Annotated in this window: 14 protein-coding genes; 13 read left to right on the top strand and 1 reads right to left on the bottom strand. The window is 63.8% G+C overall.

The genetic code is table 11. The features are described from left to right. The first annotated feature begins 32 nt into the window (after window positions 1–32). A complete protein-coding gene (locus tag QPK31_RS17440; protein ID WP_290424167.1) occupies window positions 33–350 on the top strand; it encodes a PilZ domain-containing protein in 318 nt (105 codons plus the stop codon). A 345-nt stretch (window positions 351–695) separates the two neighbouring features. Here QPK31_RS17440 and QPK31_RS17435 read toward each other — a convergent pair whose 3' ends face one another. Further along, window positions 696–1,277: a hypothetical protein gene (locus tag QPK31_RS17435; RefSeq protein ID WP_290424166.1), complete on the bottom strand. Its 582-nt coding sequence runs from the start codon at window positions 1,275–1,277 to the stop codon at window positions 696–698. 376 nt (window positions 1,278–1,653) lie between these two features. On the opposite strand from QPK31_RS17435, the gene pstS reads away from it, so the two are divergent. From pstS to greA, 12 genes are all read left to right on the top strand, one after another. After that, window positions 1,654–2,691 carry a phosphate ABC transporter substrate-binding protein PstS gene (gene pstS / locus QPK31_RS17430; protein ID WP_290424165.1) on the top strand — a complete coding sequence of 346 codons (1,038 nt, stop codon included), beginning with the start codon at window positions 1,654–1,656 and terminating at the stop codon, window positions 2,689–2,691. 83 nt (window positions 2,692–2,774) lie between these two features. Beyond that, entirely contained in the window at window positions 2,775–3,791 is a 1,017-nt protein-coding gene (gene pstC, locus QPK31_RS17425) for a phosphate ABC transporter permease subunit PstC (protein ID WP_290424164.1), read from the top strand. After that, window positions 3,788–4,642 carry a phosphate ABC transporter permease PstA gene (gene pstA / locus QPK31_RS17420; protein ID WP_290424163.1) on the top strand — a complete coding sequence of 285 codons (855 nt, stop codon included), beginning with the start codon at window positions 3,788–3,790 and terminating at the stop codon, window positions 4,640–4,642. The genes pstC and pstA overlap by 4 nt, the downstream gene beginning before the upstream one ends. A 16-nt stretch (window positions 4,643–4,658) precedes the next feature. After that, entirely contained in the window at window positions 4,659–5,456 is a 798-nt protein-coding gene (gene pstB, locus QPK31_RS17415; protein ID WP_290424162.1) for a phosphate ABC transporter ATP-binding protein PstB, read from the top strand. Window positions 5,457–5,617: 161 nt separating this feature from the next. Beyond that, window positions 5,618–6,310: a phosphate signaling complex protein PhoU gene (gene phoU, locus QPK31_RS17410; RefSeq protein ID WP_290424161.1), complete on the top strand. Its 693-nt coding sequence runs from the start codon at window positions 5,618–5,620 to the stop codon at window positions 6,308–6,310. A gap of 6 nt (window positions 6,311–6,316) precedes the next feature. Further along, window positions 6,317–7,000, top strand: coding sequence for a response regulator (locus QPK31_RS17405; RefSeq protein WP_229435070.1), 684 nt, complete (start codon window positions 6,317–6,319; stop codon window positions 6,998–7,000). An 18-nt stretch (window positions 7,001–7,018) separates the two neighbouring features. Then, window positions 7,019–8,311 carry a phosphate regulon sensor histidine kinase PhoR gene (gene phoR / locus QPK31_RS17400; protein WP_290424160.1) on the top strand — a complete coding sequence of 431 codons (1,293 nt, stop codon included), beginning with the start codon at window positions 7,019–7,021 and terminating at the stop codon, window positions 8,309–8,311. A 321-nt stretch (window positions 8,312–8,632) separates the two neighbouring features. Then, complete coding sequence (locus tag QPK31_RS17395) at window positions 8,633–9,544, top strand: patatin-like phospholipase family protein (protein ID WP_290424159.1); 912 nt, start codon at window positions 8,633–8,635, stop codon at window positions 9,542–9,544. A 30-nt stretch (window positions 9,545–9,574) separates the two neighbouring features. Continuing rightward, a complete protein-coding gene (locus QPK31_RS17390) occupies window positions 9,575–9,982 on the top strand; it encodes a heme-binding protein (RefSeq protein ID WP_290424158.1) in 408 nt (135 codons plus the stop codon). A 429-nt stretch (window positions 9,983–10,411) separates the two neighbouring features. Continuing rightward, window positions 10,412–11,575 (top strand): glutamine-hydrolyzing carbamoyl-phosphate synthase small subunit, encoded by a 1,164-nt coding sequence (gene carA / locus QPK31_RS17385; protein ID WP_290424157.1) that lies wholly within the window; start codon window positions 10,412–10,414, stop codon window positions 11,573–11,575. Between the two features lies 1 nt (window position 11,576). Then, entirely contained in the window at window positions 11,577–14,807 is a 3,231-nt protein-coding gene (carB, locus tag QPK31_RS17380) for a carbamoyl-phosphate synthase large subunit (RefSeq protein ID WP_290424156.1), read from the top strand. Between the two features lie 106 nt (window positions 14,808–14,913). Then, window positions 14,914–15,393 carry a transcription elongation factor GreA gene (gene greA / locus QPK31_RS17375; protein ID WP_229435081.1) on the top strand — a complete coding sequence of 160 codons (480 nt, stop codon included), beginning with the start codon at window positions 14,914–14,916 and terminating at the stop codon, window positions 15,391–15,393. Window positions 15,394–15,395 lie beyond the last annotated feature (2 nt).

Genomic DNA, 15,395 nt, shown 5'->3' with positions numbered 1-15,395 from the left:
GCCTCGTTCCACAGGCAAGAGCTGGTGAATTCGTGACAGAACAAAGGCAGTCCCCACGCAAAGTACTGAAAACCCGCGCCATGCTGGCCTTCGAAGGCAGTGCCCCGGTGCTGGGCCGTACCACCGACCTCAGCGCCCAGGGTGTCAGCATCAGCGTGCCGCATCCGGTCGTGGCCGGCCAGACGGCGCAATTGCGCTTCGACCTGCTGGTCGACGGCAACATCGTTCCCATCAACACCCGCGCCAAGGCCTCGCATTGCATCCTCAGCCATGGCGAGTTCAAGGTCGGCTTCCAGTTCCTCAACCTGGACCTGGGCGCCATGACGGCGCTGGCGCGCTTCCTGCGCTAGGACAGGGCAGGGACAACGCAGGGATCAAAACGAAGCGGCGAGCGCCCAGGGGCCTCGCCGCTTTTTGTCGTCTTGACGTCTGGCCCATGATGGGCCGTGCACTATTCGTGATAGTGGTCGTGCAGGGCTTCCGAACTGCCGCCGATCTCCTGGAAGATTTCGTAGGCAATCAGGCCAACCATGCCGCTCAGGATTGCAAATACAAACATGTTAAACATACGACCGAAACGCCCTTCAGCATCCCCCTCCATGTAAAGACTACGCCTTGAGCATAGCAGCCGGTGGCGTATTTACAAGGGCGTCGCCGCCCGTTTTTTTGCAGTCCAGGTCGCTTGACAGAGGGGCTTACCAGGCGCTGGCGGGAATCGCATCCGGGCAGGGCGACTCGGCGGTATTCACCATGATCTGCTTCAGCATCTGCGCCATCTGCGAGGCGTAAGCGAGGTGATCGGCGCGGGTGGACGCGCTGGCCTTGAAAGCGGCGCCGGCGCAGGCAGTCCACAGTTGGACATTGTCGGGGTCGCTGATGGAGCGCTGCTGGTAATTCATGGCAATCTCGCGGAAGCGCTCGCTCTCGCCTTCGTCGACCTGGGCCGGCGCCGCGCCGCCCACCAGGACCAGGCGCGAGGGCGCGCCGTTCGCCGGCACCTTGCCGGCCTCGAGGGTGAGGGCGTCGACGATGCGCAGCGAATACGTGATGCCGTTGTTCGGATTGGTGAAGTGGTACATGCCCGGCGCTGCCTGGGTGTACACCGACTGCTTGTTCGGTTCCTTGACCACCAGGGTGTTCCCGGACCCGCTCACGTCGATGGAATAGCTGCCGCCCTCCAGCATATAGGTGCCGGCGGTGAAACCTTGCTGTGCGCTTGCGGATGCCGCGACGGCGACGGCCACGGCGAGACCGGCCAGGTGCTTTGCCTCGATCATGTCACTCCTCCGTATTGACGTATTGGAGTGTCAACTCTAGCGCAGCCGCTGTGCCCGGCAAATATTTCTTTCGTGGCCAGCGGCGCGGCGTTGTAGTTCTGGCACGCCGAGGTCGCCGTCATCAATTGTGTGACGGCCATTCCGGTAACACGGCACTATGGCGCAAAAATGCGTCTTGCGGGGCGTGGATGGCTTTGTCACGAGGCGGTAACGCGCCTGAAATACGTGTGTGACACGCCCATAACCCTATGTCATCGTTTTCATGACAAGGATTTTTGCGATGTCATTAACTTGTCATATTCGATCAGTAGACTGCGCTGCAATCGCCCGGAAGCTCCGGGGCGCAGTTTGCACCACACCTTGAAAGGATATCGATATGCGTATGAAGCACCTGTTCCTCACCGTCGCGCTTGCCGCTGCCACCCTGGCAACGACTGCCCAGGCAGCGAACATCACCGGCGCCGGCGCAACCTTCCCTTATCCGATCTACGCCAAGTGGGCGGAAATGTACAAGGCGGCCAGCGGCACCGGCCTGAACTACCAGTCGGTGGGCTCGGGCGCCGGCATCAAGCAGATCAAGGCCAAGACCGTCGACTTCGGCGCCTCCGACATGCCGCTGCCGGCCAAGGACCTGAACGACGCCGGCCTGTTCCAGTTCCCGGCCGTGATGGGCGGCGTGGTGCCGATCGTCAACCTGCCGGGCGTCGGTCCGGGCCAGGTGAAGCTCACCGGCGCCGTGCTGGCCGATATCTTCATGGGCAAGATCACCAAGTGGAACGCCCAGCCGATCGCGGCCCTGAACCCGGGCGTCAAGCTGCCCGCCGACGACATCACCGTCGTGCACCGCGCCGACAGCTCGGGCACCTCCTTCCTGTTCACCGACTACCTGTCGAAAACCAACCCGGACTGGAAGCTGAAGATCGGCGCCGGCACCTCGGTGAAGTGGGCGACCGGCGTCGGCGGCAAGGGCAACGAAGGCGTGGCCGCCAACGTCCAGCGCATCAAGGGCGCGATCGGCTACGTCGAGTGGGCCTACGCCAAGAAGAACAAGATGTCGCACACCCAGCTGCAGAACCGCGAAGGCGCCTTCCTCCAACCCGACGACGAAGCCTTCAAGGCCGCCGCCGCCAGCGCCGACTGGGCCAAGGCCCCGGGCTTCGCCGTGGTCCTGACCGACCAGCCGGGCAAGGCCAGCTGGCCGATCACCGGCGCTTCCTACATCCTGGTGCACAAGTCGCAGGCCGACGCCGCCAAGGGCAAGGAAGTCCTGAAGTTCTTCGACTGGGCCTACAAGAATGGCGCCGGCGCAGCCGCCGACCTGGATTACGTGCCGATGCCGGCCAGCGTCACCAAGCTGGTCCAGGATGCATGGAAAGCCAACCTGAAGGACGCTTCGGGCAAGGCGGTCTGGTAACAGCAACATTTCGCCGCCGGCACCCGATCAGGCCGGCGGCGCCTGTTTGTCCCTGAAAGCAGCACACTCAATAAGAACATCACATGAGCGCACATCCATCCGTCGCCCTCGACAAGCCAGCCAGCGCGGTGCACGCCGACAAGCAGCAGGCGGCCCTCAACAAGACCATGCGCAACCAGCGCATCCAGGACTTCATCTTCCACAAGGTCACCCTGCTGTTCGCGGCCAGTGTGCTCATCGCACTGGTCGGCATCATCATTTCGCTGGCGATCGGCGCCGCGCCGGCCTTTAAGGAATTCGGTGCGTCCTTCATCAGCACCGTCGAGTGGGACCCGGTCGACGACAAGTTCGGCGCCCTGATCGCGATCTGGGGCACGCTCGCGACCTCGCTGATCGCGCTGGCCGTCGCCTTCCCGATCAGCTTCGGCATCGCGCTCTTCCTCACCGAGATCTGCCCGGTCTGGCTGCGCCGCCCGATGGGCACCGCGGTCGAGCTGCTGGCCGGCGTCCCGTCGATCATCTACGGCATGTGGGGCCTGTTCGTGTTCGCGCCGCTGTTCGCCGACCACGTGCAGCCGCTGCTGAAATCGACCCTCGGCCAGCTGCCGGTGATCGGCCAGCTGTTCCAGGGCCCGACCATGGGCATCGGCATCCTGACCGCCGGCCTGATCCTGGCCGTGATGATCATCCCCTTCATCTCCTCGGTGATGCGCGACGTGTTCGAGATCGTCCCGACCGTGCTCAAGGAATCGGCCTACGGCCTGGGCTGCACCAAGTGGGAAGTGGTGCGCAAGGTGGTGCTGCCTTATACCCGCAACGGCGTGGTCGGCGGCGTGATGCTGGGCCTGGGCCGCGCCCTGGGCGAAACCATGGCGGTCACCTTCGTCATCGGTAACGCGCATGAACTGAGCTGGTCGCTGTTCTCGGCCGGTAACTCGATTTCCTCGACCCTGGCGAACGAATTCGCCGAAGCGGCCTCGCCGCTGCACGTGTCTTCGCTGTTCGCGCTGGCACTGATCCTGTTCGCCATCACCTTCGTCGTGCTGTCGGCTGCAAAACTGATGTTGGCGGGGATGTCCCGCAAGGAAGGCACGAAATGAACACGACGAATCCTGTCTACCGCAAACGCCTGCTGGCGCACCGCATCGGCATCGCCCTGTCGGTACTGGCGATGGCGATCGGCCTGGCCTTCCTGGCCTGGATCCTGTGGACCCTGCTGGCCAACGGCTTCGGCGCACTGTCGACCACGATGTTCAGCGGCGACACCCCGGCGCCGGGCAGCGAAGGCGGCGGCCTGCGCAACGCGATCGTCGGCAGCCTGATGATGGTCGGCCTGTCGACCCTGGTGTCGACCCCGATCGGCATCCTTGCCGGCATCTACCTGGCCGAGTACGGCGAGACCAACCGCTTCGGCCAGATCACGCGTTTCGTCACCGACATCATGCTGTCGGCGCCGTCGATCGTGATCGGACTGTTCGTCTACGCCCTGTACGTGGCCAACGTCAAGCACTTCTCGGGCTATGCCGGCACCATCGCGCTGTCGCTGATCGCCATTCCCGTGGTCGTGCGCACCACCGACAACATGCTGCGCCTGGTACCAAACAGTTTGCTGGAAGCGGCATTCGCCCTCGGCGCGCCGCGCTGGAAGGTGGCGATGCTGGTGCGCCTGCGCGCCGTGAAAGCCGGCGTGATCACCGGCGTGCTGCTGGCCCTGGCCCGTATCTCGGGCGAGACCGCGCCGCTGCTGTTCACCGCCCTGAACAACCAGTTCTTCAGCACCGACATGAATGCACCGATGGCCAACCTGCCGGTGGTCATTTACCAGTTCGCGATGAGCCCTTACGATGACTGGCGCTCGCTGGCCTGGGGTGGCGCACTGCTGGTGACCTTCACCGTGCTGTTCCTGAACATCCTGTCGCGCACCGTCTTCACCCAGAAGACGCCACGTTAATTTATCCTGACGAATTATGACCCTTGCTATGGCAACCCCGACCGCAGCTCCAAGCGCTAAAACCAAGACCATCGAGATTGCGGGCCTGAATTTCTTCTACGGTAAAACGCAGAGCCTGAAGAACGTGTCGCTCGACATCCACGACAAGCAGGTGACCGCTTTCATCGGCCCTTCGGGCTGCGGCAAGTCGACCCTGCTGCGTACCCTGAACCGCATGTACGATCTGTATCCGGGCCAGCGCGCCGAAGGCCAGATCAACTACCGCGGCCGCAACATCCTGGAGCCGGGCATCGACGTGAACGCCCTGCGCGCGAAAATCGGCATGGTGTTCCAGAAGCCGACCCCGTTCCCGATGTCGATCTACGACAACATCGCCTTCGGCGTGCGCCTCTACGAAAACCTGTCGAAGGGCGAGATGGACGAGCGCGTCGAATGGGCGCTGAAGAAGGCGGCGCTGTGGGAAGAAGCGAAGGACAAGTTGAACAAGAGCGGCCTGTCGCTGTCGGGCGGCCAGCAGCAGCGCCTGTGCATCGCGCGCGGCGTGGCGGTGAAGCCGGACGTGCTGCTGCTCGATGAACCGACCTCGGCGCTGGACCCGATCTCGACCGCGAAGATCGAGGAACTGATCAGCGAACTGAAGCAGGACTACACGATTACCATCGTGACCCACAACATGCAGCAGGCGGCGCGCTGCTCGGATTACACTGCGTACATGTACCTCGGGGAACTGGTGGAATTCGGCGACACCGACCAGCTGTTCATGAACCCGGCGCGAAAAGAAACGCAGGATTACATCACCGGCCGCTTCGGCTGAGTGGAGGGGGCTTCGATCAACCTACTGCGCGTCGGATTGGCGCCCTGCGATGCTCGCTGTACATTTAGTACAGCTGCGCTTCTCGGACGCCACTCCTTCCGCTCGCTACGGTTTCTCGAAGCCCCGATACGATAACAATATTCAAGAATAGGGAGAAGCGAATGATCGGCGAACACTCATCCAAGCAGTACGACCAGGAACTCGAGGGCATCCGCTCCAAGGTGCTCCTGATGGGCGGCATGGTGGAAACCCAGTTCGAGGAAGCGCTGAACTGCTTCCGCGTCGACGACGCCGCGAAGGCCGACAAGGTCATGACCGACGACCACGCGGTGAACCAGCTCGAAGTGCAGCTCGACGACGCCTGCAGCCACCTGATCGTGAAACGCCAGCCCACCGCGAACGACCTGCGCACCGTGATGGCCACCATCAAGGTCATCACCGACCTGGAACGCATCGGCGACGAGTCGAGCAAGATCGCGCGTACTGCGAAAAGCCTGCACGCGCGCGGCGTGGGCAGCTTCGCCCACTACGACATGATCCGCACCATCGGCAAGGCGACCTCCGACCTGCTGCACGATGCGCTCGACGCATTCGCGCGCCTGGACGGCAAGCAGGCCTTGCAGATCATCGCGGCCGACGAGATCGTCGACCACGAGTTCCGCACCATCCTGCGCAACCTGATCACCTTCATGATGGAAGACCCGCGCACGATTTCGTCGGCGCTGGACACGCTGTGGGTGGCGAAAGCCATCGAGCGCATCGGCGACCACGCGAAGAACATCGCCGAATACGTGATCTACGTCGTCGAAGGGCGCGACATCCGCCACAGCAAACCAGCCGTGCAAGAGGGCTGATAAGCGATGCAGAACACGAGCGTACTGGTGGTGGAGGACGAGCCGGCGATCGTCGAGCTGGTGAGCTATTCGCTGCGCGAAGCCGGCTGGACCATCCGCTCGGTCGGCACCACGGCCGCGGCCTGGGACAGCATCGCGCACGGCAAGCCCGACCTGCTGCTGCTCGACTGGATGCTACCCGACCAGAGTGGCCTGCGCCTGCTGGCGCGGCTGCGCGGCGACCGCGACTTCCAGGACATCCCGGTGATCATGCTGACCGCGAAGAGCATGGAAGAAGACAAGCTGGCCGGTTTGAACACGGGCGCCGACGATTACGTCACCAAGCCGTTTTCGCCGCGCGAGCTGCTGGCCCGTTCGCGCGCGCTGCTGCGCCGCAAAAGCCCGCACCTGGCCGAGGCGCCGCTGCGCGCGGGCAGCGTGGTGCTCGATCCGGCCAGCTGCACCGTCAGCATCGAGGGCAGCCAGATCGACATCGGCAATGCCGAATACAAGCTGCTCAAATTCCTGCTGGCGCACCGTGAGCGCGTGTTTTCGCGCGCCCAGCTGCTCGACAAGGTGTGGGGCGACCACGCCGTGATCGAGGAGCGCACGGTCGACGTGCACGTGCTCCGCTTGCGCAAGGCGCTGAAGGGCGCCGAGGGGCTGATCCGCACGGTGCGCAGCGTCGGGTATATGCTCTCGGAAAAATAACGCTTCCTTGAAGGCCAGATGAATCCCACATTGCTGTTCTGGGTGCCGGCGCTGTTGCGCATGGCGTCCCTCTTCGTTGCCGCCGGCGTGGTCTGGTGGATGGGCGGGCTGGTGGCAGGCCTGGTGGCCGCGCTGCTGGGCATGATCGTGGTGCTGGTCTCGCAGTTGCGCTACCTGCAGCAGCTGGGTCACTGGCTGGACGACCCGCAGTCCGGCAAGCTGCCCGACGGCTGGGGCGCCTGGACCGACGTCTTCGCCCGCCTGTACCGCCTGCGCCGCGAGGACGAGCGTCACCAGAGCGAATTGGCGGAATGGCTGGCGCGCTTCCGCCAGGCCATGAGCCTGCTGCCCGAAGGCGTGGCGATCATGGACGACGTGCTGTTCCTGGAGTGGTGCAACCCGGCGGCCGAGCGCCACTTGGGCCTGACGCTGGAGCGCGACAAGGGCCTGCGCGTGACCAACCTGGTGCGCCATCCCGACTTCATCGACTACATCATCCTGGGGCGCTACGAGCAGCCGCTGACCCTGTCCTTCCGCGGCCGCAAGATCGAATGCCGCATCATCCCGTTCGAGAACCGGCGCCAGATCCTGGTCACCCACGACGCCACCGATACCGAACGCATCGAAGCGATGCGGCGCGACTTCATCGCGAACGCCTCGCACGAACTGCGCACGCCGCTGACGGTAATCGTCGGCTTCCTGGAAATCGCGATGTCGGACCCGTGCATGGACGCGGCCACGCGCCAGGCCCACCTGAAGCTGATGACCGAGCAGGGTGGGCGCATGCAGCGGCTGATCGAGGACATGCTGACCCTGTCGCGGCTGGAGTCGGACGAATTCCCGCTGCGCCGCGAGCGGGTCGATATCGCCGGGCTGGTGGAGTCGGTGGCCGCCGAGGCGCGGGCCTTGTCGGGCGGGCGCCACGAGATCGCGGTGTCGGTCGACGGGCCGGACGTGATGGGCAGCGTGGAAGAGCTGCGCAGCGCGTTTGCGAATCTTGCGTCGAACGCGGTGCGCTATTCGCCCGAAGGCGGACGCATCGACCTGTCGTGGAAGCGCGGCGAGGACGATCTGCAGTTCTCGGTGAAGGACAGCGGGATCGGGATCGACCCGCAGCATATCTCGCGCCTGACCGAGCGTTTCTACCGCGTCGACAAGAGCCGTTCGCGCGAGACGCAGGGCACGGGGCTGGGGCTGGCGATCGTCAAGCACGTGCTGCTGCGGCATGGCGGGCGGGTGAAGATCTGTTCGAAGCCGGGGGAGGGGAGTATCTTCACCGCGTCTTTACCCAACACCTCGCTGCCGGGGTGAATTCGACGCGTTTGGTTGGCGCAATGCCGTAGGGTGGGTTCTCGAACCCACCAGTGCCGTAGGGTGGACACCTGTGTCCACGCGGTACGACGGTCGCGACCACGCCACACGTGACATTGGCTCGCGGCGCTTGCGGCCTCCGGTCGCTTTGCGTGACGCATCGGCACGACCGCGTGGGCACAATTGCCTTTCGCGGCCCGGCCCACCCTACAAAACCGATATTCGAACGTCCGCATCCGAGTCACGCCGCCCATAAGCCCAGCCTCATCCACCACCCCACATTGCGCGGTACAATCGAGAATTGTCCCTCTCGACCCGCACATGTTCTCTCGACGCACCACTCTCATCGCGCTCGGCGCGCTTGCATTGGCCGGCTGCGGCAGCACCCCGCCGCCCGTCACTCCCACTCCCGCCGTGGTCGCCACCCCGGCTCCCCCGAAGAAAATCCGCATCGGCCTGGCCCTGGGCGGCGGCGCGGCGCGCGGCTTCGCCCACATCGGCGTGATCAAGGCCCTCGAAGCCCAGGGCATCCACCCGGAAATCGTGGTCGGCACCAGCGCCGGCTCGGTGGTCGGCGCCCTGTACGCCTCGGGCCTGGACGGCTTCACCCTGCAGCGCACCGCGATGAGCATGGACGAAGCCACGATCTCGGATTGGGCGCTGCCGCTGTTCTCCAAGTCCCCGGGCGTGCTGAAGGGCGAGGCCCTGCAGAACTACGTCAACAAGGCGGTCAATAATGTGCCGATGGAACGCCTGAAAAAGCGTTTCGGCGCCGTCGCCACCGACCTCAAGACGGGCGAATCCATCCTCTTCAACAAGGGCAACACCGGCCTGGCCGTGCGCGCCTCGTCCTCGGTGCCGAGCGTGTTCCAGCCGGTGAAAATCGGGACCAAGACCTACGTCGACGGCGGCCTGGTGGCGCCGGTACCGGTGAAGTACACGCGCGAGATGGGCGCGGACTTCATCATCGCGGTCAACATCTCGACCCAGGCCGATTCGCAAGCCACGGCCAGCTCGGTCGACGTGCTGCTGCAGACCTTCTCGATCATGGGCCAGCGCATCAATTCGTATGAGCTGAAGGATGCCGACGTCGTCATCACGCCGGCGTTGGGCAAGATGGGCAGCGCCGACTTTGCCGGCCGCAATCTCGCTATCCTGGCCGGCGAACAGGCCGCCGCCGCAGTGATGCCGCAACTGAAGGCCAGGCTGAAGGCCAAACAGCAGCAGCCATAACAATCAAAACAGTTTTAACAAGGAAACGATATGAAAACCAAGCCATTCCTCACCCTGGAAGACGTGAAAATCATCGCGGCCGCGGCCGAAGCCGAAGCGCTGGCGAATAACTGGGCGGTCACCTTCTCGATCGTCGACGACGGCGGCCACCTGCTGTGGCTGCAGCGCCTGGACGGCGCGCCGCCGGTGTCGTCGCACATCTCGCCAGCCAAGGCCAAGACCGCCGCGCTCGGCCGCCGCGAGTCGAAGATCTATGAGGATGTGATCAATGGCGGGCGTGTGTCCTTCCTGTCGGCGCCGGAAATCGAAGGCATGCTGGAAGGCGGCGTGCCGGTGATCGTCGATGGGCACGTGATCGGCGCGGTGGGCGTGTCGGGCGTGAAGTCGGAGCAGGATGCGCAGATCGCCAAGGCGGGGATCGCCGCGCTGGTTGGCTGATCGTAGGGTGGACGGCTGCACCCGGTTATTTGCATGAACGCGACGTTTGCGCCGTTCACGCGTTCAACCGGCTTCGCTCATAGCCGCATCAGGTCAAGCACGGATTGAACGCGTGGGCGGCGCAGCGGCAGCGTGTCCGCCAGCCGCCGGGTGTAGCCGACCACCGTACGCCATTAACGCCCGGAAAAGTCCCGCTCATCGGTAAGTAAAAACACGCATTTCCCCTGAAATCGAGCCGTCGGTACATTGCCGCCACCCTCGAAGCGCGCTATAATTGAGGGGTTTAACCATTCTACTTACTTGCCGTAGCGCCTACCTTCCATTCCTCATTCCAAACGACCTCCATACTCGGATTGCACCCGTGCATCCGCGGTTCTTGGGTGTCGGTCTGACGTGGCGCCGCTACGGTAACTTTATTGGGAGTTACCCTTGCCGCCATTTTTTTCTGGCCCAGCCGTCCCGGCCATCCTGGCCCTCGCAGACGGAACGATTTTCAAAGGTGTGTCCATTGGCGCCGCCGGCCACACGACCGGTGAAGTGGTCTTCAATACCGCGATCACTGGCTACCAGGAAATCCTGACCGACCCCAGCTACTCGCGTCAGATCGTCACGCTGACCTACCCGCACATCGGCAACTACGGCGTCAACACCGCCGACGTCGAAGCCGGTAAAGTCCACGCCGCAGGCCTGATCATCCGCGACCTGCCGCTGCTGGCATCGAACTTCCGTTCCACCCAATCGCTGTCGGACTACCTGAAGGCCGAGAACGTCGTGGCCATCTCCGGCATCGACACCCGCAAGCTGACCCGCCTGCTGCGCGAAAAGGGCGCCCAGGCCGGCGCCATCCTCACCGGCACCCAGGGCAACCAGCCATCCGAAGCGCAGGCGCTCGAGCTGGCCCGTTCCTTCCCCGGCCTGGCCGGCATGGACCTGGCGAAAGTCGTCTCCGTGAAAGAGCCGTACGTCTTCACCGAGACCGAATGGAAACTCGGCCAGGGCTTCGGCAGGCAGGACAATCCTGAATACCACGTCGTCGCTTTCGATTATGGCGTCAAGCGCAACATCCTGCGCATGCTGGCCGAACGCGGCTGCAAGGTCACCGTGCTGCCCGCCGAGTCGACCGCCCAGGACGCGCTGGCCCTGAACCCGGACGGCATCTTCCTGGCCAACGGCCCCGGCGACCCGGAGCCATGCGACTACGCCATCAAGGCGACCGCGGAGCTGATTGAAAAGGGCATCCCGACCTTCGGCATCTGCCTCGGCCACCAGATCATGGCGCTCGCCTCGGGCGCCAAGACCATGAAGATGAAGTTCGGCCACCACGGCGCAAACCACCCGGTGCAGGACCTCGATTCGAAGAAGGTCTTGATCACCTCGCAAAACCACGGCTTCGCGGTCGACCCGGAAACCCTGCCGGAAAACTGCCGCGTGACCCACGTCTCGCTGTTCGACGGTTCGCTGCAGGGCTTTGCCCGCACCGACAAACCCGCTTTCTGCTTCCAGGGCCACCCGGAAGCGTCGCCAGGCCCGACCGACGTTGCCTACCTGTTTGACCGCTTCATCGGCCTGATGCAAGCGCAGGAGAAAAAATAATATGCCAAAACGTAGTGATATCAACAGCATCCTGATCATCGGCGCCGGCCCGATCGTCATCGGCCAGGCCGCGGAGTTCGACTATTCCGGCGCCCAGGCCTGTAAAGCCCTGCGCGACGAAGGCTACAAGGTTATCCTGGTCAACAGCAACCCGGCGACCATCATGACCGACCCGGAGATGGCCGACGTCACCTACATCGAGCCGATCACCTGGAAGGTCGTCGAGCGCATCATCGCCAAGGAAAAGCCGGACGCGATCCTGCCGACCATGGGCGGCCAGACCGCGCTGAACTGCGCGCTCGATTTGCACCGCCACGGCATCCTGGAAAAGTACAACGTCGAACTGATCGGCGCTTCGCCGGAAGCCATCGACAAGGCCGAGGACCGCTCCAAGTTCAAGGATGCGATGACCAAGATCGGCCTGGGTTCGGCACGCTCGGGCGTGGCGCACTCGATGGACGAAGCGCGCGCCGTGCAGCGCGAACTGGGCTTCCCGACCATCATCCGTCCGTCGTTCACCATGGGCGGCTCGGGCGGCGGCATCGCCTACAACGAAGAAGAATTCGAATCGATCTGCAAGCGCGGCCTGGAAGCCTCGCCGACCTCGGAGCTGCTGATCGAAGAGTCGCTGCTGGGCTGGAAAGAGTACGAGATGGAAGTCGTGCGCGACAAGGCCGACAACTGCATCATCATCTGCTCGATCGAAAATCTGGATCCGATGGGCGTGCACACCGGCGACTCGATCACGGTCGCACCGGCGCAGACGCTGACGGACAAGGAATACCAGATCATGCGCAACGCGTCGATCAACGTCCTGCGCGAGATCGGCGTCGACACCGGCGGCTCGAACGTGCAGTTCGCGATCAACCCGCAAGACGGCCGCATGATCGTCATCGAGATGAACCCGCGCGTCTCGCGTTCCTCGGCGCTGGCCTCGAAAGCCACCGGCTTCCCGATCGCGAAAGTGGCGGCGAAACTGGCGGTCGGCTTCACGCTGGACGAGCTGCGCAACGAGATCACCGGCGGCGCGACCCCGGCCTCGTTCGAGCCGTCGATCGACTACGTCGTCACCAAGATCCCGCGCTTCGCCTTCGAAAAATTCCCGGCGGCCGACAAGCACCTGACCACGCAGATGAAGTCCGTCGGCGAAGTGATGGCCATGGGCCGCACCTTCCAGGAATCCTTCCAGAAGGCCCTGCGTGGCCTGGAAGTGGGCGTCGACGGCCTGAACGAAAAGACGCGCGACCGCGAAGTCATCGAGGAAGAGCTGGGCGAGCCCGGCCCGGAACGCATCTGGTACGTGGGCGATGCCTTCGCCCAGGGCTTCACGCTGGAAGAAGTGCACCAGTTGACGAAAATTGATCCGTGGTTCCTCATCCAGATCAAGGAAATCGTCGACATCGAACTCTGGCTGGATCACCAGAAGCTGGAGTCGCTCGACAAGCCGACCCTGTACAAGCTCAAGCAGAAGGGCTTCTCGGACGCGCGCATGGCCTTCCTGATGCACACCACGCAGGCCGCGGTGCGCGAGCGCCGTCACGCGCTGGGCATCCGCCCGGTCTATAAACGCGTCGATACCTGCGCCGCCGAGTTCTCGACCGACACCGCCTACATGTACTCGACCTACGACGAGGAATGCGAAGCGGCGCCGACCGACAAGAAGAAGATCATGGTGCTGGGCGGTGGCCCGAACCGCATCGGCCAGGGCATCGAGTTCGACTACTGCTGCGTCCATGCGGCGCTGGCGATGCGCGAAGACGGCTACGAGACCATCATGGTCAACTGCAATCCGGAGACCGTGTCGACCGACTACGATACCTCGGACCGCCTCTACTTCGAGTCGCTGACCCTGGAAGACGTGCTCGAAATCGTCGACCTCGAAAAGCCGGTGGGCGTGATCGTGCAGTACGGCGGCCAGACCCCGCTGAAGCTCGCGCTGGACCTCGAAGCGAACGGCGTGCCGATCGTCGGCACCTCGCCGGACATGATCGACGCCGCCGAAGACCGCGAGCGCTTCCAGAAGCTGCTGCAGGACCTGCAGCTGCGCCAGCCGCCGAACCGTACCGCGCGCACCGAAGCCGAAGCCCTGGCCCTGGCCACCGAAATCGGCTACCCGCTGGTCGTGCGTCCTTCGTACGTGCTGGGCGGCCGCGCCATGGAAATCGTGCACGAGCAGCGCGACCTCGAGCGCTACATGCGCGAAGCGGTGAAGGTGTCGAACGACTCGCCGGTGCTGCTGGACCGCTTCCTGAACGATGCGATCGAAGTCGATGTCGACTGCATCTCGGATGGCGAGACCACCTTCATCGGTGGCGTGATGGAACACATCGAACAGGCCGGCGTGCACTCGGGCGACTCGGCCTGCTCGCTGCCGCCTTACTCGCTGTCTGCCGAGACCATCGATGAACTGAAGCGCCAGACCGCGCTGATGGCGAAAGGCCTGAACGTGGTCGGCCTGATGAACGTGCAGTTCGCGATCCAGCAATCGGAAGTCGATGGCAAGCTTGTCGACACCGTGTTCGTGCTGGAAGTGAACCCGCGCGCATCGCGTACCGTGCCGTTCGTGTCGAAGGCCACCGGCATTCAACTCGCCAAGGTGGCGGCGCGCTGCATGGTCGGCCAGACGCTGGCGGAGCAGGGCATCACGAAGGAAGTGACGCCGCCGTTCTACAGCGTCAAGGAAGCCGTGTTCCCGTTCGTGAAGTTCCCGGGCGTCGACACTATCCTCGGACCGGAAATGAAGTCGACCGGCGAAGTGATGGGCGTGGGCGAGACCTTCGGCGAAGCCTTCGTGAAGTCGCAGCTAGGCGCCGGCATCAAGCTGCCGGAGTCGGGCAAGGTCTTCCTGTCGGTGAAGGGCTCGGACAAGCCGCGCGCGGTAAAAGTGGCGCGCGACCTGGTGTCGCTCGGCTTCTCGCTGGTGGCCACGAAGGGCACCGCCGCCGTGATCGCGGCGGCCGGCCTGCCGGTGACCGCCGTGAACAAGGTGATCGAAGGCCGTCCGCACGTGGTCGACATGATCAAGAACCACGAGATCGAGATGGTCATCAACACGGTCGAGGAAAAACGCAGCGCGATTTCCGACTCGCGTACCATCCGTACCTCGGCGCTGGCGGCGCGCGCGGTGACCTACACCACGATCGCCGGCGCGGAAGCGGCGATCCAGGGCATGCGTCACCTGAGCGAGTTGAAGGTCTACGATTTACAAGGCCTGCATAACACCTTAAACTAGTAGTCAAGTAGTACCCGTCAAACCACAGAGTTCGCGCGGCTTGCGTCGCGCGCCTCTGTGGTTTTCACTTGTACGTCCCACAAACATCAGCAGAAGCGACAGATCTATGAACACTACCGTACCGCTCACCAAATACGGCGCCGAACTTCTGAAGGAAGAACTGCATCAGCTCAAGACCAAGGAGCGCCGCATCGTCATCGACGCGATCGCCGAAGCGCGTTCGCACGGCGATTTGTCGGAAAACGCGGAGTACGACGCCGCCAAGGAGCGCCAGGCTTTCGTCGAAGGCCGCATCGCCGAACTCGAAGGCAAGCTGAGCGCCGCCCAGATCATCGACCCGGCCACGCTGGACGCCGAAGGCCGCGTGGTCTTCGCTTCCACCGTCGACCTGGAAGACCTGGAAAACGGCCAGAAGGTGAGCTACCAGATCGTCGGCATCGACGAAGCCGACATCAAGCTGAATAAAGTCTCGGTCACCTCGCCGATCGCGCGCGCCCTGATCGGCAAGTTCGCCGGCGACGTGGTCGAAGTGCAGGCCCCGTCCGGCCCGCGCGAATACGAAATCCTGGAAGTGCGTTACGTCTGATG

The sequence above is a fragment of the Massilia sp. YIM B02769 genome, from assembly GCF_030411995.1.
Taxonomy (GTDB): domain Bacteria; phylum Pseudomonadota; class Gammaproteobacteria; order Burkholderiales; family Burkholderiaceae_D; genus Telluria.
The sequence above is the reverse complement of the archived record's forward strand: the minus strand, read 5'-3'. Positions and strand labels throughout refer to the sequence as shown.